General features: G+C 69.9%; 23 protein-coding genes and 1 tRNA gene. 18 read left to right on the top strand and 6 right to left on the bottom strand.

Translation table 11 applies throughout. The features are described 5' to 3' along the window. The first annotated feature begins 86 nt into the window (after positions 1-86). From urtB to M6I34_RS15275, 9 genes are read left to right on the top strand one after another with little or no spacing between them, the layout of a single operon-like run. A complete protein-coding gene (urtB, locus tag M6I34_RS15235; protein ID WP_272486529.1) occupies positions 87-1,001 on the top strand; it encodes an urea ABC transporter permease subunit UrtB in 915 nt (304 codons plus the stop codon). A gap of 20 nt (positions 1,002-1,021) precedes the next feature. Continuing rightward, positions 1,022-2,233 carry an urea ABC transporter permease subunit UrtC gene (gene urtC, locus M6I34_RS15240; protein ID WP_272486530.1) on the top strand — a complete coding sequence of 404 codons (1,212 nt, stop codon included), beginning with the start codon at positions 1,022-1,024 and terminating at the stop codon, positions 2,231-2,233. Between the two features lie 27 nt (positions 2,234-2,260). Further along, positions 2,261-3,004: an urea ABC transporter ATP-binding protein UrtD gene (gene urtD, locus M6I34_RS15245; protein WP_272486531.1), complete on the top strand. Its 744-nt coding sequence runs from the start codon at positions 2,261-2,263 to the stop codon at positions 3,002-3,004. A gap of 26 nt (positions 3,005-3,030) precedes the next feature. Next, positions 3,031-3,720, top strand: coding sequence for an urea ABC transporter ATP-binding subunit UrtE (gene urtE, locus M6I34_RS15250; protein WP_272486532.1), 690 nt, complete (start codon positions 3,031-3,033; stop codon positions 3,718-3,720). Between the two features lie 36 nt (positions 3,721-3,756). Further along, positions 3,757-4,986: a formamidase gene (fmdA, locus tag M6I34_RS15255; protein ID WP_272486533.1), complete on the top strand. Its 1,230-nt coding sequence runs from the start codon at positions 3,757-3,759 to the stop codon at positions 4,984-4,986. Positions 4,987-4,996: 10 nt separating this feature from the next. Beyond that, positions 4,997-5,362 carry an FmdB family zinc ribbon protein gene (locus M6I34_RS15260; protein ID WP_272486534.1) on the top strand — a complete coding sequence of 122 codons (366 nt, stop codon included), beginning with the start codon at positions 4,997-4,999 and terminating at the stop codon, positions 5,360-5,362. Between the two features lie 47 nt (positions 5,363-5,409). Then, positions 5,410-6,450 (top strand): aliphatic amidase, encoded by a 1,041-nt coding sequence (locus M6I34_RS15265; RefSeq protein ID WP_272486535.1) that lies wholly within the window; start codon positions 5,410-5,412, stop codon positions 6,448-6,450. 20 nt (positions 6,451-6,470) lie between these two features. After that, positions 6,471-7,307, top strand: a complete 837-nt coding sequence (locus tag M6I34_RS15270) for a CbbQ/NirQ/NorQ/GpvN family protein (RefSeq protein ID WP_272486536.1) — start codon at positions 6,471-6,473, stop codon at positions 7,305-7,307. 6 nt (positions 7,308-7,313) lie between these two features. Continuing rightward, entirely contained in the window at positions 7,314-8,987 is a 1,674-nt protein-coding gene (locus tag M6I34_RS15275; RefSeq protein ID WP_272486537.1) for a nitric oxide reductase activation protein NorD, read from the top strand. On the opposite strand, the gene M6I34_RS15280 is transcribed toward M6I34_RS15275, so the two are convergent. The 3 genes from M6I34_RS15280 to M6I34_RS15290 form a co-directional block, all read right to left on the bottom strand. Beyond that, on the bottom strand, positions 8,981-9,844 hold the full coding sequence (locus tag M6I34_RS15280) for an alpha/beta fold hydrolase (RefSeq protein ID WP_272486538.1): 864 nt from the start codon (positions 9,842-9,844) through the stop codon (positions 8,981-8,983). The genes M6I34_RS15275 and M6I34_RS15280 overlap by 7 nt on opposite strands. Positions 9,845-9,970: 126 nt before the next feature. Next, positions 9,971-10,603, bottom strand: a complete 633-nt coding sequence (locus tag M6I34_RS15285) for an NADPH-dependent F420 reductase (protein WP_272486539.1) — start codon at positions 10,601-10,603, stop codon at positions 9,971-9,973. 11 nt (positions 10,604-10,614) lie between these two features. After that, positions 10,615-11,385, bottom strand: a complete 771-nt coding sequence (locus tag M6I34_RS15290; RefSeq protein WP_272486540.1) for a type 1 glutamine amidotransferase domain-containing protein — start codon at positions 11,383-11,385, stop codon at positions 10,615-10,617. Between the two features lie 109 nt (positions 11,386-11,494). Between M6I34_RS15290 and M6I34_RS15295 the strand changes: the two genes are divergently transcribed. Beyond that, the gene (locus tag M6I34_RS15295; protein ID WP_272486541.1) at positions 11,495-12,385 is read left to right on the top strand and encodes a LysR family transcriptional regulator; all 891 of its coding nucleotides are present in this window, start codon (positions 11,495-11,497) and stop codon (positions 12,383-12,385) included. Positions 12,386-12,453: 68 nt separating this feature from the next. Here the strand turns inward: M6I34_RS15295 and M6I34_RS15300 are convergent. Further along, positions 12,454-12,529, bottom strand: a tRNA-Phe gene (locus tag M6I34_RS15300). A gap of 38 nt (positions 12,530-12,567) precedes the next feature. Here M6I34_RS15300 and M6I34_RS15305 point away from each other — a divergent pair. Further along, positions 12,568-14,049, top strand: coding sequence for an FAD-dependent monooxygenase (locus tag M6I34_RS15305; protein ID WP_272486542.1), 1,482 nt, complete (start codon positions 12,568-12,570; stop codon positions 14,047-14,049). Between the two features lie 31 nt (positions 14,050-14,080). After that, positions 14,081-14,917: a DsbC family protein gene (locus tag M6I34_RS15310; RefSeq protein WP_272486543.1), complete on the top strand. Its 837-nt coding sequence runs from the start codon at positions 14,081-14,083 to the stop codon at positions 14,915-14,917. 88 nt (positions 14,918-15,005) lie between these two features. Here the strand turns inward: M6I34_RS15310 and mltA are convergent, their stop codons facing one another. After that, positions 15,006-16,094 (bottom strand): murein transglycosylase A, encoded by a 1,089-nt coding sequence (gene mltA, locus M6I34_RS15315; RefSeq protein WP_272486544.1) that lies wholly within the window; start codon positions 16,092-16,094, stop codon positions 15,006-15,008. Between the two features lie 246 nt (positions 16,095-16,340). Beyond that, a complete protein-coding gene (apaG, locus tag M6I34_RS15320; RefSeq protein WP_272486545.1) occupies positions 16,341-16,721 on the bottom strand; it encodes a Co2+/Mg2+ efflux protein ApaG in 381 nt (126 codons plus the stop codon). Between the two features lie 128 nt (positions 16,722-16,849). Here apaG and rpe point away from each other — a divergent pair, with 128 nt between their 5' ends. From rpe to M6I34_RS15350, 6 genes are all read left to right on the top strand, one after another. Further along, positions 16,850-17,572, top strand: a complete 723-nt coding sequence (rpe, locus tag M6I34_RS15325; protein WP_272486546.1) for a ribulose-phosphate 3-epimerase — start codon at positions 16,850-16,852, stop codon at positions 17,570-17,572. 151 nt (positions 17,573-17,723) lie between these two features. Continuing rightward, positions 17,724-18,185: a fasciclin domain-containing protein gene (locus M6I34_RS15330; RefSeq protein ID WP_272486547.1), complete on the top strand. Its 462-nt coding sequence runs from the start codon at positions 17,724-17,726 to the stop codon at positions 18,183-18,185. A 125-nt stretch (positions 18,186-18,310) separates the two neighbouring features. Beyond that, positions 18,311-19,303 carry a fasciclin domain-containing protein gene (locus tag M6I34_RS15335; protein ID WP_272486548.1) on the top strand — a complete coding sequence of 331 codons (993 nt, stop codon included), beginning with the start codon at positions 18,311-18,313 and terminating at the stop codon, positions 19,301-19,303. Between the two features lie 65 nt (positions 19,304-19,368). Beyond that, positions 19,369-20,070 (top strand): phosphoglycolate phosphatase, encoded by a 702-nt coding sequence (locus M6I34_RS15340; RefSeq protein ID WP_272486549.1) that lies wholly within the window; start codon positions 19,369-19,371, stop codon positions 20,068-20,070. A gap of 304 nt (positions 20,071-20,374) precedes the next feature. After that, the gene (trpE, locus tag M6I34_RS15345; RefSeq protein WP_272486550.1) at positions 20,375-21,856 is read left to right on the top strand and encodes an anthranilate synthase component I; all 1,482 of its coding nucleotides are present in this window, start codon (positions 20,375-20,377) and stop codon (positions 21,854-21,856) included. Between the two features lie 26 nt (positions 21,857-21,882). Continuing rightward, positions 21,883-22,446 carry an aminodeoxychorismate/anthranilate synthase component II gene (locus M6I34_RS15350; RefSeq protein WP_272486551.1) on the top strand — a complete coding sequence of 188 codons (564 nt, stop codon included), beginning with the start codon at positions 21,883-21,885 and terminating at the stop codon, positions 22,444-22,446. The last annotated feature ends 1 nt before the right edge of the window (position 22,447 follow it).

Raw genomic sequence — 22,447 nt, forward strand, 5'->3', positions numbered from 1 at the left:
GCGACAGGCGCGGGGGGCGCCCCCGCAGCGGAGCGGCCGCGCCACCCGGCGCGGCCGCGCGAGATTCGAGCGAATAGGAGAGGGCGATGTCCTTCAACGACATCCTGAACATCACGCTGATGCAGGGCTTCGCGGGCCTGAGCCTGTTCTCGGTGCTTCTGCTGATGGGGCTCGGGCTGGCCGTGATCTTCGGCCAGATGGGCGTCATCAACATGGCGCACGGCGAGTTCATGACGATCGGCGCCTACACGGTGTTCCTCGGCTCGACGCTGACCGAGACCTTCGCGCCGGGCCTGATGCAGGCGTACTTCCCGGTCGCGATCGTCGCCGCCTTCCTGTTCGCCTTCGCTGCCGGATGGCTGGCCGAATGGGCGCTGATCCGGCACCTCTACAAGCGTCCGCTGGACACGCTGCTGGCCACCTGGGGGCTGAGCCTGGCGATCCAGCAGATGTTCCGGACCTTCGTCGGGCCGAAGGAGGTCAGCCCGACGCTGCCCGACTGGCTGATGGGCTCGTGGGCGCCGGTCGAGGGCCTGGACATCCCGATCAACGGCATGTTCGTCATGGCGCTGACCCTGCTGGTCACCGGCGGGCTGCTGCTCGCGATGTACCGCTCGCGCTGGGGCCTTCGCGTGCGCGCCACGGTGAGCAACCGGACGATGGCCAACGCCACCGGCATCAACACCCGCATGACCGACCGGATGACCTTCGCGATCGGCTGCGGCATCGCCGGCGTGGCGGGGGCCGCCTTCACCACGATCGGCTCGACCGGGCCCACCAGCGGGTCGCTCTACATCGTCGACGCCTTCCTGGTGGTGACCTTCGGCGGCGCGGCGAGCCTGCTCGGGACCGTGGCCTCGGCCTTCGGCATCGCCCAGACCCAGTCGATCTCCGAATTCTTCCTGACCGGCTCGATGGCCAAGGTGCTCACGCTGCTGCTGGTCGTGACCATCCTGATGATCCGCCCGCAGGGCCTCTTCGCGGCCAAGGTGCGTCGCTGATCCGGAAACGAGGACGAACGATGAACAGCCTCAAATCCCTGTTGCTGCGCCCGAGCACCGGCAGCATCGTGGTCCTGGCGGCGATCCTGCTGGTGGTCTTCCCGCTGACCCTCGACATCTTCCGCCTGAACCTGGTCGGCAAGTACCTGACCTACGGCTTCGTGGCGATCGGGCTGGTCATGCTCTGGGGGCACGCCGGCATCCTGAGCCTCGGCCAGGGGGTGTTCTTCGGCCTGGGCGGCTACATGATGGCCATGTTCCTGAAGCTCGAGGCTTCCGATCCGGAGAGCACGAAGATCCAGTCGACGCCGGGCATCCCCGACTTCATGGACTGGAACCAGCTGACCGAGCTGCCCTTCTGGTGGGAGCCCTTCAGGAACCTGCCCTTCGCGCTGGCCGCGGTGATCCTGGTGCCGGCGCTCCTCGCCTTCGTGATCGGCTTCGCGATGTTCAAGCGCCGGGTGGGCGGCGTCTACTTCGCGATCATCACGCAGGCGGTCGCGCTGATCCTCACGGTGCTGATCATCGGCCAGCAGGGCTACACCGGCGGCGTGAACGGCATGACCGACCTGAAGACGATGCTGGGCTGGGACATCCGGGAAGACAGCTCCAAGCTGATCCTCTACTTCGTCTGCGTGGGCCTGCTCCTGGGCAGCATCCTGGTCTGCCGCTGGATCCAGTCGAGCAAGCTGGGCACCCTGCTGCTCGCGATGCGCGACAAGGAAGATCGCGTCCGCTTCTCGGGCTACGACGTCGCGATGTTCAAGGTCTTCGCCTTCGTGCTGGCGGCGATCCTCGCCGCGATCGGAGGTGCGATGTTCACGCTGCAGGTCGGCTTCATGTCGCCGTCCTTCGTCGGCATCGTGCCGTCGATCGAGATGGTGATCTTCGCCGCGGTCGGCGGGCGGATGAGCCTGGTCGGCGCCGTCTACGGCGCGCTGCTGGTGAACTTCGGCAAGACGTACTTCTCCGAGACCTTCCCCGACCTCTGGCTGTTCCTGATGGCCGCCCTGTTCATCGGCGTGACGATGGCCTTCCCGAACGGTCTGGCGGGCCTGGTCGACAGCCACCTGAAGCCCTGGTGGCAGCGCCTGAGGGCCGGGCGCGCCGGGCAGGTCGGTAGCCCGGCAGCCGTGCCTGCCGACGCGGCAGCGACCCGCAGCGGGGCCCCCGAGACCGTGAAGGGCGCCGACTCGAAGCTGCCCGGCGCGATCAGCGGCCAGCGCGCCTGACCCCGAAACGCCACCGGAGCGACACAGATGAGCCCGAAGGAGTTCGTGCTTTACATCGAGGACCTGACGGTCTCGTTCGACGGTTTCAAGGCGATCGACAGCCTGAACCTGTACATCGACAAGGACGAGCTGCGAGTGATCATCGGCCCGAACGGGGCCGGCAAGACCACTCTGCTCGACCTGATCTGCGGCAAGACGCGGGCGAGCGCCGGCAGCATCAAGTTCAAGGACGAGGAGCTCACGAAGAAGCCCGAGCACGAGATCGTCCGGGCAGGGGTCGGCCGAAAGTTCCAGACCCCGTCGATCTACGAGAACCTGAGCGTGTACCACAACCTCGAGGTCTCCTTTCCGCGCGGCCGCTCGGTGTTCGGCGCCCTCGCCTTCAAGAGCACGGACGAGGTGAAGGAGCGGATCGAGGCGGTCGCCGAGGAGATCGGCCTTGCCGACAAGCTCGAGACCGAGGCCGGGCTGCTGTCGCACGGCCAGAAGCAGTGGCTGGAGATCGGGATGCTGCTGATGCAGGAGCCCGAGCTGCTGATGCTCGACGAACCGATTGCCGGCATGAGCGCGCGCGAACGCGAGGTCACCGCCGAGCTGCTCAAGCGGATCTGCAGGAACCGCTCGATGATCGTCATCGAGCACGACATGGACTTCGTCAAGCAGATCGCCTCGAAGGTCACCGTGATGCACCAGGGAAAGATCCTCGCCGAGGGAACGATGGACGCGGTGCAGGCGGATCCGAAGGTCATCGACGTCTATCTCGGGCATTGACCCGAACGCGCAGCAAGGAGCCAGTCATGCTCGAAGTGAAGGACCTGTTCGTCGCCTACGGTCAGAGCCAGGCGCTGCACGGCATCTCGTTCGACGCGAAGCAGAACGAGACGATCGCGATCATGGGGCGCAACGGCATGGGCAAGACCACGCTGTTCAAGAGCCTGATGGGCGTGCTGCCGCTCAAGTCCGGCCAGATCAGCGTCGCGGGCCAGGACGTGTCGAGTGACGAGAGCTACCGGAGGGTGGCCAAGGGCATCGCCTACGTTCCGCAGGGCCGGATGATCTTCCCGACGCTCACGGTGGAGGAGAACATCCAGACCGGGCTGGAGAACAGCCGCAGCAAGCGGATCCCGGACGAGATCTACGCGCTCTTCCCGGTGCTGTTCGAGATGCGCCGGCGCAAGGGCGGCAACCTGTCGGGCGGGCAGCAGCAACAGCTCGCGATCGCCCGCGCCCTGGTCACCGAGCCGAAGGTGCTGCTGCTCGACGAGCCGACCGAGGGCATCCAGCCGTCGATCATCAAGGACATCGCGCGTGCGCTCAACGAGATCAGGAAGATTCGCCAGATCTCGATCGTCGTCTCCGAACAGGTCCTGTCCTTCGCGATGGAAGTCGCGGACCGCCTCTTCGTGATCGAGGGCGGCAGGCTCGTTCACGAAACCCCTCGCGCCAGCACCGACGTGGCGCGAATCAAGCAGTACCTGTCGGTCTGACCGAGCTTCATCCACGACATCACCAGGAGGCATGCCATGCCTGACACGCTGATCAAGGTCGATCTCGCGCAATCGCCGTACGAGAACGAGAACATCCACAACCGCTGGCACCCGGACATTCCGATGGCTTGCTGGGTCAATCCGGGCGACGACTTCGTCCTGGAGACCTACGACTGGACCGGCGGCTACATCAAGAACAACGACAGCGCCGACGACGTGCGCGACGTCGACCTGAGCACCGTGCACTTCCTGTCGGGCCCGGTCGGGGTCAAGGGCGCCGAGCCGGGCGACCTGCTCGTGGTCGACCTGCTCGACATCGGCGCGAAGCCGGACAGCCTGTGGGGCTTCAACGGCTTCTTCTCGAAGAAGAACGGCGGCGGCTTCCTGACCGAGCACTTCCCGCTGGCCCAGAAGTCGATCTGGGACTTCGAGGGCATGTTCACGACGAGCCGGCACGTTCCCGGCGTGCGCTTCGCCGGCCTGATCCACCCCGGTCTGATCGGCTGCCTGCCCGACCGGAAGATGCTCGACACCTGGAACGAGCGCGAGGTCGACTTCATCGCCACCCAGCCCGACCGGGTGCCGCCGCTCGCCAACCCGCCGTTCGCGCAGACGGCCCATATGGGCAAGATGAAGGGCGACGCCGCCGCCAAGGCGGCTGCCGAGGGCGCGCGCACCGTGCCGCCGCGCGAGCACGGCGGCAACTGCGACATCAAGGACCTGTCGCGCGGCTCGCGGGTCTTCTTCCCGGTGTACGTGGACGGCGCCGGCCTGTCGGTGGGCGACCTGCACTTCAGCCAGGGCGACGGCGAGATCACCTTCTGCGGCGCGATCGAGATGGCCGGCTGGGTGCACATGCGGGTGTCGCTGATCAAGGGCGGCATGGCCAAGTACGGCATCAAGAACCCGATCTTCAAGCCCAGCCCGATCACGCCGAACTACAAGGACTACCTGATCTTCGAGGGCATCTCGGTCGACGAGCAGGGCAAGCAGCACTACCTCGACGTCCACGTCGCCTACCGTCAGGCCTGCCTGAACGCGATCGAATACCTGAAGAAGTTCGGCTATTCCGGCGCGCAGGCCTATTCGATCCTCGGCACCGCACCGGTGCAAGGGCACATCAGCGGCGTGGTCGACATCCCCAACGCCTGCGCCACGCTGTGGCTGCCCACCGAGATCTTCGAGTTCGACATCAACCCGGGCGTCAACGGCCCGGTCAAGGCGATCACCGGCGGCGTCGACATGCCGCTGTCGCCGGACCTGTGAGGGCGCGGGCATGCCGACCTACGACTACGAGTGCGCGGACTGCGGCGGCTTCGACGCCTTTCGCAGCATCGCGCAGCGCAACGATCCGGCGGCATGCCCGCAGTGCGGGGCGGACTCGCCCCGCGTGCTGGCCAGCGCGCCGCGGCTCTCCTGCGTGGCCACCGGCACGCGGCTGGCGATCGAGGCCAACGAGCGTTCGGCCAACGCGCCGATCTCGTCGCGCGACTACGCGGCCGGCCAGGCAGGCCGCTACGGCCGGATGAAGCACCCGGCGGGCTGCGGCTGCTGCAGCCCGGGCATCCGCAGCGCGACGGTGCGCTCGCCCTCGGGCGCCAAGGCCTTTCCGACCAAGCGACCCTGGATGATCAGCCACTGAGCGGCGGGCCGCCGCCTCCAACTCTTCGAACCGAACAGGAAACTTCCATGCATCACGGGGATATCTCGAGCAGCCACGACACCGTCGGCGTGGCGGTCGTCAACTACAAGATGCCGCGCCTGCACACGAAGGCGGAGGTGCTCGCCAACGCCCGCAAGATCGCCGAGATGATCGAGGGCATGAAGGTCGGGCTGCCCGGCCTCGACCTGGTGATCTTTCCCGAGTACAGCACGCACGGGATCATGTACGACCCGAAGGAGATGTACGAGACCGCCTCGGCGGTGCCGGGCGAGGAGACCGAGATCTTCGCGCAGGCCTGCCGCAAGGCGAAGGTGTGGGGCGTGTTCTCGCTGACCGGCGAGCGGCACGAGGAGCATCCGAACAAGGCGCCCTACAACACGCTGATCCTGATGAACGACAAGGGCGAGATCGTCCAGAAGTACCGGAAGATCATGCCCTGGGTGCCGATCGAGGGCTGGTACCCCGGCAACTGCACCTACGTGTCCGAGGGCCCGAAGGGCCTGAAGGTCAGCCTGATCATCTGCGACGACGGCAACTATCCCGAGATCTGGCGCGACTGCGCGATGAAGGGCGCCGAGCTGATCGTGCGCTGCCAGGGCTACATGTACCCGGCCAAGGACCAGCAGGTGCTGATGGCCAAGGCGATGGCGTGGGCGAACAACAGCTACGTGGCGGTGGCCAACGCGTCGGGCTTCGACGGCGTGTACTCCTACTTCGGCCACTCGGCGATCATCGGCTTCGACGGCCGCACGCTCGGCGAGTGCGGCGAGGAGGACTACGGCATCCAGTACGCGGCGCTGTCCAAGAGCCTGATCCGCGACTTCCGCAAGAACGGCCAGTCGGAGAACCACCTGTTCAAGCTGCTGCACCGCGGCTACACCGGCAAGATCAATTCGCGCGAGGGCGACAAGGGCGAGGCCGTCTGCCCGTACGACTTCTACGCGAAGTGGGTCAACGATCCGGAAGGCACGCGCGCGATGGTCGAGTCGATCACGCGCTCCACGGTGGGCACCGAGGAGTGCCCGATCGAGGGCATTCCTAACCCGGCGACGGTCGGGCATCGTTGAGCCTGCGCGAGGATCCCCCGATGTCGATCGCCGACCTGCGGCCGGCCGCATCGCGGGATCCGCTCGCCGACTGGCGCGCGGCCCGCGAGCCCTTCTACATGCCGGTCGGCGACGAGGTCGCCGCGTTCGAGGCGGCGCACGCGCTGCGCCTGCCGGTGCTTTTGAAGGGGCCCACCGGCTGCGGCAAGACGCGCTTCGTCGAGCACATGGCGTGGCGGCTCGGCAAGCCGCTGGTCACGGTCGCCTGCCACGAGGACCTGACCGCGGGCGATCTCGTCGGACGCTGGCTGCTCGACGCCGAGGGCACGCGCTGGCACGACGGCCCGTTGACGATGGCGGCGCGCCATGGGGCGATCTGCTATCTCGACGAGATCGTCGAGGCGCGCTCAGACACCACCGTGGTGCTGCACCCGCTCAGCGATTCGCGGCGGATGCTGCCGCTGGACCGTCGAAGCGAGGTGCTGCGCGCGCATCCCGATTTCCATCTGGTCGTGTCCTACAACCCCGGTTACCAGGGCGCGAACAAGACGATGAAGCCGTCGACTCGGCAGCGCTTCGTGGCGATCGAGTTCGGCTACCCGCCGCCCGACGAGGAGGCGGAGATCGTCGCGCGCGAGAGCGGTCTCGGGCGGGACACCGCGCGCAGCCTGGTCGCGCTCGCCGAGCGCACGCGCCGGCTGGAGGCCGACGGCCTGGAGCAGGGGGCCTCCACCCGAATGCTGGTACACGCCGGCGTCCTGCTGATGCAGGGGCTCGGCCTTCGCGAGGCCTGCCTGCAGGCCGTGCTGCTGCCCCTGACCGACGACCCGGATCTATCGGCGGCCCTGCGGGCAGCGCTCGACGCAACGCTGGGCTGAGGGGCCATGCAGGCCGCTCCGGGCCACCTCAGGCCCTACCTCCGGGCCCTGTGGGGCCGGTCGACGACGGTCGCGACCTTGCCGGCGGCGGCGGCGCGATCGGTGCTCGACGCCGACACGCTGCGGGTTCCCCTCGACGTCGCGCGCGACCGCAGGCTCGCGCTGGCGGCTGCCGCGCATGCCGGTGCCCACCGGGCGCACGGCGGGCCGCCCTTCGAGCGGGGCGCGCTCAAGCCGGTTCAACAGGCCCTCGTGGGCCTGCTGGAGGACGCGCGCGTCGAGTGGCTCGCCGCGCGCGAGCTGCCCGGCCTGCGTCGCCTGTGGCTGGGCTTCCATTCCGCGGGGCCCGACAGCGGCAACGGCTTCGAGACGCTGCTGCAGCGCCTGGCTCGCAGCCTGCTGGATCCCGCCTATGTCGATCCGCATCCGTGGGTGCGCAAGGGACGAGCGATGTTCTTCGCCGACGCCGACGGCCGTGCGCTCGCGCTGCCCGACGCGACGGCGCTGCGGCGGGCCGCGTCGCTGCTGGGCAACGACATCGGCCAGATGCGCCTGCAGTTCAATGCCCGGCTCTACCTGGTCGAGCCGGGGTACCGGGACGACAACCGTCATCTTTGGATCGACGAGGCGGAGGACGCCGAGCTCCGCGCGCCGCGTCAGGAGCAGGCCGCGGACGGGGAGCCGCATCGGCCGGATTCGCCGGAGCCTTCGCAGGACGAGGCCTCGGTGCGGTATCCGGAGTGGGATCGCCTGATCGCCCGCCACCGTCGTCGATGGGCGAGAGTCGTCGAGCGGACGGCCGCCGAGGCCACGGATAGCCCGGCGGCCGGCGGCCTTCAGGCGGAGCTCGGCCGGCAGGCGTCGCTCGCCAGGCGGCTCACGGCGAGGCTCGTGGCCCGGCGAGTCGCGCCGGCGAGCGGCGCCCGCGAGCGGGTGTTCGAAGGCGACGAATTCGATCCCGCGGCGCTGGTCGACGCGCAGGTCGCCCGGCGAATGCGCCGGGTACCGGATTCGCGCGTCTACATGCGCCAGTCCTGCGCCGACGCGCCCATCGCCTTCGCGATCCTGCTCGACGCTTCGGCGTCGACCGCCCGCCCTGCCGGAACCGGCCACGGCGACGCCTCCGTGCTGGAGGTGGCGCGCGTTGCCGCGCTGCTGTGCGCCGCCGCGGTCGAGGCGGCAGGGCATCGCTGCGAAGTGTCGGCCTTCCGCTCCTGCGGACGCGACGAGGTCGAGGTGCTGCGGATCAAGGCGTCCGGAGAGCGGGCCGGCGCCCCCGTGGTGGTCGCCAGGGCGGCGGGGCTGGACAGCCGTTGGTCCACGCGCACCGGCGCCGCGGTGAGGCACATGGCCGCCGCGCTGGCGCGCCGGCCCGCCGGCCAGCGGCGGCTGATCCTGCTGACCGACGGAGAGCCCTGGGACATCGACGTCCACGATCCCCGCTACCTGACGGACGACCTGCGCATGGCGGTGCGCGAGGCCGCAGGGGCGGGCGTCGGCGTCGCCTGCCTGGACTTCGGCGCCGCGGCGGCCGAGCGCGCGACGTCCGGGCTCGATCCCGAGCCCGCGCGGGCCGATTCTCCGCGCCGTGCCTTCGCGCCGGGCGCCTGGCGCGAAGTGCGCAGGCTCGACATGCTGCCGGCCGCCTTCGCAGCCCTGGTCGAAAACGGAGTTCAGTGAGCCAGGGCCTGGGCCAGCGCGCGATCGAAGGCCGGCGCATCCTCGAACTGCACCCAGTGACCTGCGCCGGAGATCATCGCGAGGCCCCGGAAATCGGGCGCTGCCGACAGCGCGGGCGCGAGCAGGTGCTGAACGCCGCGATACAGCACGTCTTCCTCGCCCCAGATGCCGTGGACCGGGCAGCGGACTTCCGGCAGGGTGCGCAGCAGGATGTCGGTTCGGGAGATGCGGCGCATCCGCATCCGGTCGCGCGACAGGTTCGCCGCGTAGATCGCGAGCGCGAGTGCGTCGATCGAATCGGGCCTGGCGAGCATCAGCCGCGCCAGGTTCTCGCGGTGCGCCGCGTCGAGCTCGGGCCCGGGCGGCAGGTGGCCCCAGGCCTTCAGCACCAGCGGCTCGACCGGGCGCACGCCGAGCGCCGGCGCGCCGCTCAGCACCAGCCGGCGCACGCGCGACGGGTGCTGCGCCGCGATGAAGGCGGCGACCATCGAGCCGAACGAGAAGCCGACCAGGTCGACCGGCGCGTCTCCGAGCAGCGCGGCCATCGCCGCCTCGAGCGGTCCGGGCAGCGCGTCGGCGTCGCCGCCGACCGGCGGGCGAGCCGAGTCGCCGAAGCCGGGCAGGTCAGGGATCCAGACGCTGCGGCCGGCCGCGACCAGCGCCGCGATGTTGCGGACCCAGTGGGTCCAGCTTCCGGAGCCGCCGTGCAGCAGCACGATCGGGCTGCCTTCCCCCCAGCTGTGCCAGACCATCGTGCCGTCGCCGCACGGGACCTGGTGGCGGCGCGACGCGGCCTCGACCAGGGCCAGGTCTGAAACGGAGCGAATCGCGGCGGGCAGGACGGGCCGGGTGTTCATGGCTCCGGAATTGTCGTGATTCCCGGCGCGCCGGCCTGCGTGCCGGGTCGATTTTCGGACCTGCGCGGCCTCGCGGCTCGCCCGCCCGGTCCCAAGGACTGATCCGATCGCCGCGCGCCGCGGCGCTCACCGGCTTCGCCGAAGCACCGCGAAGGCGAAGTTGCGTCCGTACCCCTGCCGGATCGCCAGGTGGATCCAGGTCATCGCGAACGGCTCCAGGTAGCGGGCGGCCGCCAGCGGGCCCATGTCCACGGCATCGAAGCCGATCAGCGTGGCGAGCGCCATCACCCGCTGGCGCGCTTCGGCGTCGTCTGCGCAGACCGGCATGAACGGCGCGCCGCCGGGATAGCGCGAGTCGGCCATGTTCTCCGCGCCGGTCGTGTTGAAGGCCTTGACCACGCGCGCGCCCCTGGCAAGCCTGGCCAGCTCTTCGGCGCCAGAGGTCGTCGTGCCAACGGAAAGGCCGCTGAGCCCGGGGGCAAGGGGATTGGTGGCGTCGACGAGGATCTTGCCCTGCCAGTCGGGAACGCTCTGCGCGATCGCGGGCAGCGCGCCATGGGGCACGGCCAGGATGACGACCTCGCTGGCGACGATCGCGTCCGCGGTGGTGCCCACGCGCGCCTTGTCGCCGAGCGATTCGACCGTGCGGCGGTACTTGTCGGGATCGGGAACACCGAAGACCACCGATTCGCCCCGCCGGGTGAACGCGCTGCCCAGCGCCATGCCGACGCTGCCGGCGCCAATGATGGAAATGCTCATTCGGCTCTCCCTCAACGGCCCAGCGCGTCGACCACCAGGCGCGCCGTTTCCTCGCCCGAGAAGTTCTGCTGTCCGGTGATCAGGTTGCCGTCGCGCACCGCGAAGCCGCGCCAGAGACCCGCCTGCACGTAGTTGGCGCCGATCTCCCTCATCCGGTCCTCGATGCGCCAGGGCATCACGTGCTTGTCGCGCGTCAGCAGCCCGTAGGACCACATGGCGTTGTCGGCGAAGTCCTCTTCGACGTTCGCGAAGCCGGTCACGGTCTTCCCCTTGGCGATCAGTTCGCCGTCGCTGCCCCGGGCGTGGGCCAGGATGGCCACCCCGTGGCACAGCGCCGCGGCGATCTTGCCCGCCTCGTGGAAGGCCGCGAACTTGCGGTGCAGGTCGACGGCATGCTCGAACGTGAACATCGGGGCCTGGCCGCCCGCGACGACGATCGCATCGAAGGCCTCGACGTCGATGTCGGCCACCTTGCCGGTGCCGTCGACCAGGGCCCTGAGCTCGGGCGTGTGAATGAAGCCCTGGCTGATCAGGTCGGTCCTGCTGTAGCCGCTCGCGTCGTTGGGGTCGCTCATTGAATCCGCTTCGCACTTTCCGCCTGCCGGGCTGAACACCTCCACTTCGTAGCCGGTTTCGGTGAACACCTGGTACGGGTGCGTCAGCTCGCTCCACCAGAAGCCCGCCGGCCAGCCGGTGGTGGTGGAAACGGCGGGGTTGGCGATGACGATGGCCACGCGCTTCCGGGCCTTGGGGTGGCGGACGTTGTGATCCTTGAGGCTCATGACGGACTCCGGGGGTTCGGGAACGGGAGGTGCAGGGAGAAATTTGCCGTTTGCCCGGAAATGGATAAATAGCGTTAAATGAGACTTTCTGTTGCCTACATTGTTAACAATGGAGCTTCAGTCCCTCCAGGCCTTCGTCAAGGTCGTGCAGACTGGCAGCTTTACCCGTGCGGCCGACGCGCTCGACACGCAGAAGGCTCACCTGTCGCGGGTCGTCAGCCAGCTCGAAAGGGAACTCGGCGTGCGCCTCCTCGAGCGAACCACCCGCGCGCTGTCGCTGACCGAGGTCGGCCGCGAGTTCTTCGAACGCGCGGTGGGCATCCTCGCGTCGGTAGAGGATGCGCAGCGCGTCGTGCAGAAGGCGCAGGGTGAGCCGCGCGGCACGCTGAAGCTGACCTGCGGCGTGGAGTTCGGGATGATCGCTGTCAGCGGCTGGATCGACCGCTACCTCCAGCGCTTTCCCCAGGTCCGTGTCGAGGCGGACTTCACCGGCCGAATCGTGGACATCGTGCACGAGGGCTTCGACCTCGCGATCCGGGTCGGCCCGCTTGCCGATTCCGCGCTGGCGGCGCGCAGGCTCGGCGAGCTGGACTACGGGCTGTTCGCGTCGCCGGAGTACCTGGCGCGCCGCGGTCCGCCCGTGCATCCGGCGGACCTGCCGGGTCACGAGGTCCTCGCCTTCGCCGGTGGCAGCCACCAGGCCAGCTGGACGCTGTCCCGCGCGGGATCGCAGGACCGCGTGGCGCTGCAGCCCCGACTGAAGGCCAACAACGTGTTCGTGGTCCGCGATGCCGCGGTCGCAGGCCTGGGCGTGGCGCAGTTGCCGCTGATCGTGGCCGGGCCGCCGCTGCGCGACGGCTTGCTCCGGCCGGTTCTCGAGGACTGGTCGCCGCCCGGCGTGCCGGTGCACGCGGTGTTCGCCAGCGCGCGCTATCTGACGCCGAAGGTGCGCAGCTTCATCGACCTGGCGGCCGAGGCGATGCGATCCCCGAGCCGATAGCGGGTGCCCGGTGGGGCTGGGCGCCCCAAATGAAAACGCCCGACCGGTATGGGTCGGGCGCAGGATTCTGGTGGCCAAGGGCGGAATCGAACCACCGACACAAGGATTTTCAGTCCTCTGCTCTACCAACTGAGCTACTTGGCCGTTCGCCGTTGCGGGGCGCGCCCGCTCGCGAGCCGCGAATGATAGCAGAAACCGGCGGGCGGTCTTCCGGGCACTGCAGCGGGTATGCCGACAGCCCCGACCCGGGCTCCGCGGGCCGCACCGGCGGCGGCACCTATAATCCCCGCATGAACGGCTCGCGCTACGCCTCGGTGTTCGACGTCGCGGTGGTCGGCCGCGCGGCGGTCGGCCTGGCCGCGTCGCTGGCGCTCGCTCGCGTCGGCCTGCGCGTGGCCGTGGTCGGACCCGACGCGCCGGGCGCCGAGAGCGCTGGTTCCGTGCCCGGGCAGCCCGGTGCGGCCGGCTTCGTCGCCGCTTCGCCGCACCACGCCGGCGGCTGGGACAACCGGGTCTTCGCGCTGTCGCCGGCTTCGCGCGCGCTGCTCGAGTCGATCGGCTCCTGGCAGGCGATGGACACCGAGCGGATCGCGCCGGTGCACGACATGCGGATCTGGCCCGAGCCGCCGGGATCGGGCGCCGCGCATGAGGACGGGCACGGGGCGTTCGCCGGCCTGGGGGCGCCGAAAGCGCTGCACTTCAGCGCCTGGCAGGCGCAGGTCGACGCGCTCGCCTGGATCGTCGAGAACCGCAACCTGACCCGCGCGCTGTCGCAGGCCTCCCGCTTCGCCGGCTTCGCGGCCTTCGATTCGCCGCTGGTTTCCCTGGACACCGAGAGCGACGCGTCGGCCGCGCAACTGGGCCTCGCCGACGGCCGCAAGCTGAAGGCGCGCCTGGTGGTCGGCGCCGACGGCGCGAATTCGCGCGTGCGCGAGCTGGCGGGCATCGGCGGGTCGCTCGTCGACTACCCGCAGCGCGCGGTCGTGGCCAACTTCGACACCGAGCTGCCGCACCGCGACTGCGCGTACCAGTGGTTCGGCGAGCACGGGATTCTCGCGCTCCTGCCGCTGCCCGCCGCGCCCGGCGGGGTGCAGGGCGCCGGGGAGCCGCCGGCCGCGCGTCCGGCAGGCCGCTGCAGCATCGTCTGGTCGGCTCCGCACGCACTGGCCGACGAGCTGCTGGCGCTCGAGCCGCAAGCGCTCGCCGAGCGGGTCGAGGCGACCTGCGGCGCGATGCTCGGCCGGATGGTGCCGATCGGCCCGGCCGCCGGGTGGCCGCTGCGGCTCGGCAAGGTCGACGCGCTGGTCGCGCGTCGGGTCGCGCTGGTCGGCGATGCGGCGCACGTGGTGCACCCGCTGGCCGGACAGGGCATGAACCTCGGCTTCGGCGACGTGCAGGCGCTGGCCGACACGCTGCGCGAGCGCGAGGTGCCGCGCGATCCCGGCGAGCGGGGTCTCTTGCGCCGCTACGAGCGCGCCCGTGCCGAGCCGGTGCTCGCGATGCGGCTTGCCACCGATGGCCTTCAGAAGTTGTTCGACCCCGAGTCGTCGCTGTCCCGGGGGCCGTTCGGCGCCCCGCTGGCCGCGTTGCGCGGCCTGGGCTTTCGCGCGGTGGCAAGGTCCGGTCTGCTGCGGCGACTGCTTGTTTCCCATGCGATCCGCTGAGGGCGGACGCGTTCCTTCGAGGATTTCGTTCATGTCGTTCGTCCCAGTTCCCGCCCGCGCCGCCTCTGCCGCTGCCTCGATGCCGCGGCGCCAAGGGCTCTTCCTGTCCTTGCTCGCGCCCTTGCTGGCCTTGGGCCTGGCGGCCGCGTCCGCCGCCTTCCCCGGCGATGCGCGCGCGCAGGCGGCCCAGCCGAACTTCGCCCCGGCGCCGGAGTCGGTCGCGGAGCCCGTCCGCAAGGCCCTCGAGCCGATCCTCCGCGGCCGCAAGGTCGACGAGGTCAGGCGCACCCCGCTGCCCGGCATCGTCGAGGCCCGCATCGGCAACGACCTGATCTACGTCGACGAGAAGGGCCAGTACCTGTTCTGGGAGGGCGACCTGATCGACATCAAGGCGCAGCGCAACCTGACCCAGGAGCGGGTCGAGGCGCTGATGGCGATCAAGTTCGACGACCTGCCCCTGGACCTGGCGATCAAGCAGGTGGCGGGCAAGGGCACCCGGCGCATCGCGGTGTTCGAGGATCCGAACTGCGGCTTCTGCAAGCGGCTGCGCGCCGACCTGATGAAGCTCGACGACGTCACGATCTACACCTTCCCGATGGCCTTCCTGGCGGCCGATTCCGATTCGAAGGCGCGCAAGGCGCTGTGCGCGGCCGACCCGGTCAAGGCCTGGAACGAGCTGCTGCTGCAGAACAAGGTGCCGGGCAACGCGGGCACCTGCGAAACCTCGATCGAGAAGGTCGCCGAGCTGAGTCGCAAGCTCGGCATCACCGGCACGCCGGTCGTGTTCTTCGAGAACGGAAAGCGGCTTTCGGGCTACGAGCCGCCCGAGCGCTTCAACCAGCGGCTGAAGGCGAACTCAAAGACCTGAGCGACGCCGGCGGTTCGCGGCCGAGGCCGGCCTCGGCGCGCGGCCGTCAGCGCGCTTGGCGCGGCCCGCAGCGCGTCTGGCGCGGCCCTCAGCGCGTCTGGCGCGGCCGCAGCAGCCAGATCCGGCCGGGCTCCTTCATCAGGCCGGCCAGCCTCTCGGCCTCGGCCCCTGCGCCGAAGAAGATGTCGGCGCGCACGCCGCCCAGGATCGCGGCGCCGCGGTCCTGGCTCAGCACCGCCCTTGCGAGCGGCCGCCCGTCGTCGGGATAACGGGTCTCCAGGTAGAGCAGCGCGCCGGGCGGCACGAAGGCCGGGTCGGTGGCGACCGATCGCATCGGCGTCAGCGGCACCGCAAGCGAGCCCGGCGGCCCGGCATCGGCCGGCGTGGGCAGCTCCCTGAAGAACACGTAGCGCGGGTTGCTGAGCATGACCTCGCGCGCCTGCGCCGGATGGCCCCGCAGCCAGGCCTTGATCGCCGGCGCGTCGACCTCTTCGCGCTTCAGCGCCCCGCGCGCGATCAGCTCGGCGCCGATCGCGCGATAAGGCTGGCCGTTGTGGTCGGCGAAGCCCACCCGCATCGTGCTGCCGTCTCGCAGCCGGATGCGCCCGGAGCCCTGGATCTGCAGGAAGAAGGCCTCGACCGGGTCGTCCAGCCAGACCAGTTCGAGCCCGTCGAGCAGGCGCGAGCGCTCGAGTTCGGCGCGGGCCGGGAAGGGCTGCGTCGCGCCGTCCACGGTCCGGAAGCGCGCGTTTCCGTCGGCCCGCATGTCCGGGGGGCGCCGGTGCAGCGGCACCTGGGCCGGCGACTCGCGGACCCGGCTGCCGGTCAGGATCGGCTCGTGGTAGCCGGTGATCAGGCCGATCTCGCTGCCGTCCGCCGAGCGGAGCGGCCAGGCCTCGAAGCGCGCTTCGATCCAGCCGCGCAGTGCCGCGGTGCTCGCCGAGGCAGTCGGCAGTTGCGGGCAGAGCGCCGGCCAGGGCGGCGGCGGCGAACGCAGCGCGCACTGTCGTGCCAGCGCATCGGCCAGCCCGTCGAGGCCGTCGCGATGCCAGCCGGGCAGCGACTCGACCGGCAGGGCGCCGGCGGACGGCGCCGGCAGGCTCGCCCGCGGCCGGGTCGCCTCCTGGGTGGCGGCCGGCGCCCGCGCGCTCGCGCCGGCTGCCGCCCCCTGCGCCACGGCGCCTGCGGGCGCGGCCAGCAGGCAGGCGGCGAATCCCCATGCGGCGACGAGGTCTGCCGACCGTCGCCGGCTAGAATCGGCCGACGACGATCGCGCGGAGATTGCACCTTGGCAGACAGCTGGATCCTGTTCCTCGAGGCCGGCGGCGTGCTGGCGCTGATGCTGTTCTTCGTCTGGTGGACGATGCGCGGCAAGAAGTGAGCGCCGCGCGCGCGGCATGGGTCCCATGAGCTGCCGCGGTCCTCAGTGAAGCGTGCGCGGCATGCTCAGCACGAACTCGGGAATGTCGGCGTCGAAGCGGTGGCCGTCCTCGGCCACGAAGAAGTAGCTGCCGCGCATCGAGCCGCTCGGCGTGCCGATCTGGCTGCCGCTCGTGTACTCGAAGCTCTGGCCGGGCTGCAGCAGCGGCTGGTGGCCGACCACGCCCAGGCCCTTTACCTCGACCAGCCTGCCGCCGTCGTCGCGGATCAGCCAGTGGCGCGAGATCAGCTGCGAGGTCACGCTGCCCACGTTGGTGATCCTGACCGTGTAGGCGAACGCGTAGCGGCCTTCGTCGGCATCGGATTGCTCGGGAAGGTAGCGGCTCTGGACGTCGATGCGGATCTGGTAGCGCTTGTCCGACACGGGGCTCCGGTGGGGCGGTCGCTAGAATGCCGACGATTGTAGACGCACGCCCGCCGCGCGCGGGCGGACAACCCGCGCCCCGAGAGCGGATAAGCCCCGCCCGGAAGCGAACACCAATCGAGCCGAAGATGAAACCGCAGACATTCCGCATCGCCCCGAGCATCCTGTCCGCCGACTTCTCGCGCCTCGGCGACGAGGTACGCGCGATCGAGGCTGCGGGCGCGGACCTGGTCCATTTCGACGTGATGGACAACCACTACGTGCCGAACCTGACGGTCGGCCCGATGGTCTGCGAGGCGGTCCGCCGCTGCGTGGGCATCCCGATCGACGTGCACCTGATGGTGAGGCCGGTCGATCGCCTCGTCGGCGACTTCGCGAAGGCCGGCGCCAACCTGATCACCTTCCATCCCGAGGCTTCGGACCACATCGACCGCACGCTGTCGCTGATCCGCGAGGCCGGCTGCAAGGCCGGGCTGGTGTTCAACCCGGCCACGCCGCTGCACTACCTCGATCACGTGATGGACCGGCTCGACATGGTCCTGCTGATGTCGGTCAACCCCGGCTTCGGCGGGCAGTCCTTCATCGCCTCGACGCTGCCGAAGATCCGCGCGGTGCGCCAGCGGATCGACGCCCACGCGGCGGCCGGCGGCCAGCCGATCTGGCTCGAGGTCGACGGCGGGATCAAGATCGACAACGTCGCCGAGGTCGCGCGCGCAGGCGCCGACACCTTCGTCGCGGGCTCGGCGGTGTTCGGCGCGCCCGATCCCGACGGCGGCTATCGCGGCGTGATCTCGCGTTTCCGCAAGGCGCTCGAGAGCAGGGAAGGGGGAGGGGGGAAGGGGAAAGGGTAGGCGACGCAGGGTCGGCCCGAACACGTCGAGCCGGGATGTCCCACCCCAGGGTGTGGACTTGAAGTTCTTTTAGTGACTGAACGGTCATACTGAGGATGCCTGGTCATTCAGGCGTCCTCTCGTTCCTCGTACCCTCGCAAGGAGACCGTTCATGAAGCTCTCGAAATTCGTCGCCGCGGCCCTGATGGCCGGCGCCGCCACGATCGCTCACGCCAAGGACATCGTCGACACGGCCGTCGGCGCCGGTTCCTTCAACACGCTGGTCAAGGCGGTGCAGGCCGCGGGCCTGGTCGACACGCTGAAGGGCCCGGGCCCGTTCACCGTGTTCGCGCCCACCGACGAGGCCTTCGCCAAGCTGCCCGCCGGCACGCTGGAGAACCTGCTGAAGGACAAGGAGGCGCTCGCCAAGGTGCTGACCTATCACGTGGTTCCGGGCAAGGTCATGGCCGCCGACGTGAAGCCCGGCGAGGCCAAGACCGTGCAGGGCCAGTCCGTGAAGCTGTCCGCGATGGGCGGCAAGGTGATGGTCGACGACGCGAACGTGGTCGCGACCGACGTGGTCGCCTCGAACGGCGTGATCCACGTGATCGACAAGGTGATCCTGCCCAACTGATCCGCGGGCAGACCTCGCGCGCCGGCCGCCGGCCGGCGCGTTCCCCCCGAGCAGCTCCCGGTTCCGGCCGATCGCATCCTGCGGCGTCCGGGCTCTGACACCCATTCCCTCGAGGAATCCCAGCCATGCGCTTCTCACTCTTCGACCGCATCCGCGCGATCGGCGTCGCCGCCTTCGTCGCCTTCGGCCTCGCCGCCTGCGGCAGCGGCGACGACGATCCGGTTCCCGTCGCCCAGCCCAAGGACATCGTCGACGTTGCCCAGGAGAACGCCGACTTCAGCATCCTGGTCGAGGCGGTCGTCGCCGCCGACCTGGTCGCCACGCTGAAATCCGACGGCCCCTTCACCGTCTTCGCCCCGACCAACGACGCCTTCGCCGCGCTGCTCACCGAGCTCGGCGTGACCAAGGACCAGCTGCTGGCCGACAAGGCCCTGCTGACCCAGGTGCTCACCTACCACGTGCTCGGCGCGAAGGTCGAGGCCGCCGACGTGGCCGGCGTGCTCGGCAAGGCCGTGGGCACGGTCGAGGGCGGCATCTTCAAGATCGAGGACCCGGCCGGCGAGCTGACCATCACCGACGAGCGCAACCGCAGCGCGAGGATCGTCGCCACCGACGTCGCCGCCTCGAACGGCGTGATCCACGTGATCGACCGGGTGATCCTGCCCGGCGACAAGACCGTGGTCGACACGGCGATCGCCGCCTCCACGTCGGCCTCGCCCGAGTTCACGATCCTGGTGGAAGCCCTGCTCGCCTCGGATCCTTCGGCCGATCTCGTCAACCTGCTGTCAGGCGACGGTCCGTTCACCGTGTTCGCGCCGACCGATGCCGCCTTCGCCGCGCTGCTGACCGAACTGGGCGTGTCCAAGGCCGAGCTGCTGGCCGACACCGCGCTGCTGACCGAGGTTCTGAAGTACCACGTGGTGCCCGGCCGCGTGCTGAAGGCCGAGGTGCCTGTCGGCACGCCGATCGCCACCGCGCAGGGGCAGAGCTTCGAGGTCAACGGCTCGCAGCAGATCATCGACGCGCGCGGCCGCTCCAGCGGCATCGCGGCGACCGACGTGCTGGCCCGCAACGGCGTGATCCACGTGATCGACACGGTGATCCTGCCCGCGCCCTGATCCGACGGGCGCGTCGCTTGCCGGGCCGCGATGGGTGCGGCCCGGCGGGTGAGACAATCTCGCCCATGAACAGGCGATTTCCCGCGCTCGGCGCGATCATCGATCTCGACGGCACGCTGCTCGACACGGCTGCCGATCTCGCGGCGGGCACCAACGCGATGCTGGCCGAGCTCGGCAGGGAGCCCCTTCCGGTCGACGAGGTCGCCCGCTACGTCGGCAAGGGCGGCGAGGTCCTGGTCCACCGGGCGCTCACACGTTCGCTCGACGGGCGGGTCGACGCAGCCCTGGCCGCGCGCGCGATGGAGGCCTTCCTGCGCCACTACGCGCGCGAGAACGGGATTCACTCCCGCGTCTACCCGGGCGTCGTCGAAGGCCTCGAGGCGATGCGCGCGCGGGGCCTGAAGCTCGCGTGCGTGACCAACAAGCCGCAGGGTTTCTCCGAGGTCCTGCTGGCGGAGAAGGGCCTGGCCCCGTACTTCGACCTGGTCGTGGGCGGCGACCTGCTGCCGCGCCGGAAGCCCGACCCGCTGCCTATGCTGCACGTCTGCGAGCGCTTCGGCCTCGCTCCCGACCGGATCATCGCGATCGGCGACTCGGACAACGATGCGGCCGCCGCGCGGGCCGCCGGCATGCCGGTGCTGGTCGTGCCCTACGGCTACAACGAAGGACGGCCGGCCGAGTCGATCGACGCCGACGGCGTCGTGTCCACGCTGGCCGACGTCGTGCCGCTGCTCGACGGCTTGCCCGCGCCCGGCGCGGTGGTATAGTCACGCCGTCCCGAACAATCGACTCCGACATCCCGGACTCCCGATGCGTTCCCTTCCGGTCTGGCAAGTTTCGCGTTCCACGGCCCCCTGCTGGCGGTCGTGGCGCTGGTGGTGCTGGCGCTGATTGCCCGCACCCCGGGCCGGCTCGCGCCGGTCCTGCCGCCGGCCAGCTAGGCCGGCACCCCGGCGGGGCCGCGCCCCGCCACCGGAACGAAAAACCCGAATCCAGTATCCGCGCCGTGCCACGGCGGCCCGTTCGAGCGAAACGGCCGCGTGCGGCGGCGAGCCTCCGCAGAGGGACGACATGACCGAACTCGAATTCAAGGCGATCGCAGCCCAGGGCTACAACCGCATTCCGCTGCTGCTCGAGTGCTTCGCCGACCTCGACACGCCGCTGTCTCTGTACCTGAAGCTCGCGCACAAGCCCTACAGCTTCCTGCTCGAGTCGGTGGTCGGCGGCGAGCGCTTCGGCCGCTACTCGTTCATCGGCCTGCCGGCCAGCACGATCATCCGCTCCACCGAAAAGGGCGCCGAGGTGGTCCGCAACGGCCAGGTGATCGAGAGCTTCGAGGGCAACCCGCTGGACTTCGTCGACGCCTACCAGAAGCGATTCAAGGTCGCTGTGCGGCCGGGGCTGCCTCGTTTCTGCGGCGGGCTGGCCGGCTACTTCGCCTACGACACGGTGCGCTGCATCGAGCCGAGGCTGGCTGGCGTGAAGAAGCCCGACCCGATCGGCGTGCCGGACATCTTCCTGCTGGTCACCGAAGAGCTGGCGATCATCGACAACGTGACCGGCAAGATCTACCTGATGGTCTACGCCGACCCGGCCGAGCCCGAGGCCTACCAGCGCGCGCGCAAGCGGCTGCGCGAGCTCTACGTGCAGCTGTCGCGCCCGATCGACGTGCCCTCGTTCAAGCCGAGCTACGAGACCGACACGCAGCGAAACTTCGCGAAGGACGACTACCTGGCCGCGGTGGCGAAGGCCAAGGAATACATCATGGCCGGCGACGCGATGCAGATCCAGGTCGGCCAGCTGATCCAGAAGCCGTTCCGCGATTCGCCGCTCACGCTGTACCGCGCGCTGCGCTCGATCAATCCGTCGCCGTACATGTACTTCTACAACCTCGGCGGCTTCCACATCGTCGGCGCCTCGCCCGAGATCCTGGTGCGCCAGGAGCGCCAGCCCGACGGCGACCGGATCACGATCCGCCCGCTGGCCGGCACCCGCAAGCGCGGCGGCACGCCGGCGCAGGACGAGGCGCTCGCGCGCGAGCTGCTTTCGGACCCGAAGGAGATCGCCGAGCACGTGATGCTGATCGACCTGGCGCGCAACGACATCGGCCGCATCGCCGAGACCGGCAGCGTCAAGGTGACCGACCAGCTGGTCATCGAGAAGTACTCGCACGTGATGCACATCGTGTCCAACGTCGAGGGCAAGCTCAAGCGCGGCATGGGCCCGATCGACGTGCTGCGCGCGACCTTCCCGGCCGGCACGCTGACCGGCGCGCCGAAGATCCGCGCGATGGAGATCATCGACGAGCTCGAGCCGACCAAGCGCGGCATCTACGGCGGCGCCTGCGGCTACATCTCCTTCGTGGGCGACCTGGACCTGGCGATCGCGATCCGCACCGCGGTGATCAAGGACGGCACGCTGTACGTGCAGGCCGCGGCCGGCGTGGTCGCCGACTCGGTGCCCGAGAGCGAGTGGCAGGAGACGGAGAACAAGGCCCGCGCGGTGCTGCGCGCGGCCGAGCTGGTGCAGGCGGGCCTCGACGGCCAGATCTGAACGGGTGCGAGCGGAGCGCGACGAACATGCTGCTGATGATCGACAACTACGACAGCTTCACCTACAACCTGGTCCAGTACCTCGGCGAGCTCGGCGAAGAGGTGCTCACCGTGCGCAACGACGCGATCGACCTCGACGGCATCGAGAAGCTCGCGCCGGCGCGCATCGTGATCTCGCCGGGGCCCTGCACCCCCAACGAAGCCGGCGTCTCGGTGCCGCTGATCCGGCGTTTCGAGGGCCGCATCCCGATCCTCGGCGTGTGCCTCGGCCACCAGGCCATCGGCGCGGCCTACGGCGGGCGGATCGTCCGCGCCAGGCAGGTGATGCACGGCAAGACCTCGCCGGTCACGCACACCGGCGTCGGCGTGTTCCGCGGGCTGCCCAGCCCCTTCACCGTGATTCGCTACCATTCGCTGGCGATCGAGCGCGAGAGCCTGCCCGACTGCCTCGAGGTCACCGCCTGGACCGACGACGGCGAGATCATGGGCGTGCGCCACCGCGAGCACAAGGTCGAGGGCGTGCAGTTCCACCCCGAGTCGATCCTGACCGAGCACGGCCACGCGCTGCTCAAGAACTTCCTGGAGACCTGAC

This window comes from Zeimonas sediminis (genome assembly GCF_023721795.1).
Lineage (GTDB): Bacteria > Pseudomonadota > Gammaproteobacteria > Burkholderiales > Burkholderiaceae_E > Zeimonas > Zeimonas sediminis.

Excerpts from the sequence above, each read along its gene's own strand:
- urtB (WP_272486529.1), top strand. The coding sequence starts at position 87 with ATGTCCTTCAACGACATCCTGAACATCACGCTGATGCAGGGCTTCGCG.
- urtC (WP_272486530.1), top strand. The coding sequence starts at position 1,022 with ATGAACAGCCTCAAATCCCTGTTGCTGCGCCCGAGCACCGGCAGCATC.
- urtD (WP_272486531.1), top strand. The coding sequence starts at position 2,261 with ATGAGCCCGAAGGAGTTCGTGCTTTACATCGAGGACCTGACGGTCTCG.
- urtE (WP_272486532.1), top strand. The coding sequence starts at position 3,031 with ATGCTCGAAGTGAAGGACCTGTTCGTCGCCTACGGTCAGAGCCAGGCG.
- fmdA (WP_272486533.1), top strand. The coding sequence starts at position 3,757 with ATGCCTGACACGCTGATCAAGGTCGATCTCGCGCAATCGCCGTACGAG.
- M6I34_RS15260 (WP_272486534.1), top strand. The coding sequence starts at position 4,997 with ATGCCGACCTACGACTACGAGTGCGCGGACTGCGGCGGCTTCGACGCC.
- M6I34_RS15265 (WP_272486535.1), top strand. The coding sequence starts at position 5,410 with ATGCATCACGGGGATATCTCGAGCAGCCACGACACCGTCGGCGTGGCG.
- M6I34_RS15270 (WP_272486536.1), top strand. The coding sequence starts at position 6,471 with ATGTCGATCGCCGACCTGCGGCCGGCCGCATCGCGGGATCCGCTCGCC.
- M6I34_RS15275 (WP_272486537.1), top strand. The coding sequence starts at position 7,314 with ATGCAGGCCGCTCCGGGCCACCTCAGGCCCTACCTCCGGGCCCTGTGG.
- M6I34_RS15280 (WP_272486538.1), bottom strand. The coding sequence starts at position 9,844 with ATGAACACCCGGCCCGTCCTGCCCGCCGCGATTCGCTCCGTTTCAGAC.
- M6I34_RS15285 (WP_272486539.1), bottom strand. The coding sequence starts at position 10,603 with ATGAGCATTTCCATCATTGGCGCCGGCAGCGTCGGCATGGCGCTGGGC.
- M6I34_RS15290 (WP_272486540.1), bottom strand. The coding sequence starts at position 11,385 with ATGAGCCTCAAGGATCACAACGTCCGCCACCCCAAGGCCCGGAAGCGC.
- M6I34_RS15295 (WP_272486541.1), top strand. The coding sequence starts at position 11,495 with ATGGAGCTTCAGTCCCTCCAGGCCTTCGTCAAGGTCGTGCAGACTGGC.
- M6I34_RS15305 (WP_272486542.1), top strand. The coding sequence starts at position 12,568 with ATGATAGCAGAAACCGGCGGGCGGTCTTCCGGGCACTGCAGCGGGTAT.
- M6I34_RS15310 (WP_272486543.1), top strand. The coding sequence starts at position 14,081 with ATGTCGTTCGTCCCAGTTCCCGCCCGCGCCGCCTCTGCCGCTGCCTCG.
- rpe (WP_272486546.1), top strand. The coding sequence starts at position 16,850 with ATGAAACCGCAGACATTCCGCATCGCCCCGAGCATCCTGTCCGCCGAC.
- M6I34_RS15330 (WP_272486547.1), top strand. The coding sequence starts at position 17,724 with ATGAAGCTCTCGAAATTCGTCGCCGCGGCCCTGATGGCCGGCGCCGCC.
- M6I34_RS15335 (WP_272486548.1), top strand. The coding sequence starts at position 18,311 with ATGCGCTTCTCACTCTTCGACCGCATCCGCGCGATCGGCGTCGCCGCC.
- M6I34_RS15340 (WP_272486549.1), top strand. The coding sequence starts at position 19,369 with ATGAACAGGCGATTTCCCGCGCTCGGCGCGATCATCGATCTCGACGGC.
- trpE (WP_272486550.1), top strand. The coding sequence starts at position 20,375 with ATGACCGAACTCGAATTCAAGGCGATCGCAGCCCAGGGCTACAACCGC.
- M6I34_RS15350 (WP_272486551.1), top strand. The coding sequence starts at position 21,883 with ATGCTGCTGATGATCGACAACTACGACAGCTTCACCTACAACCTGGTC.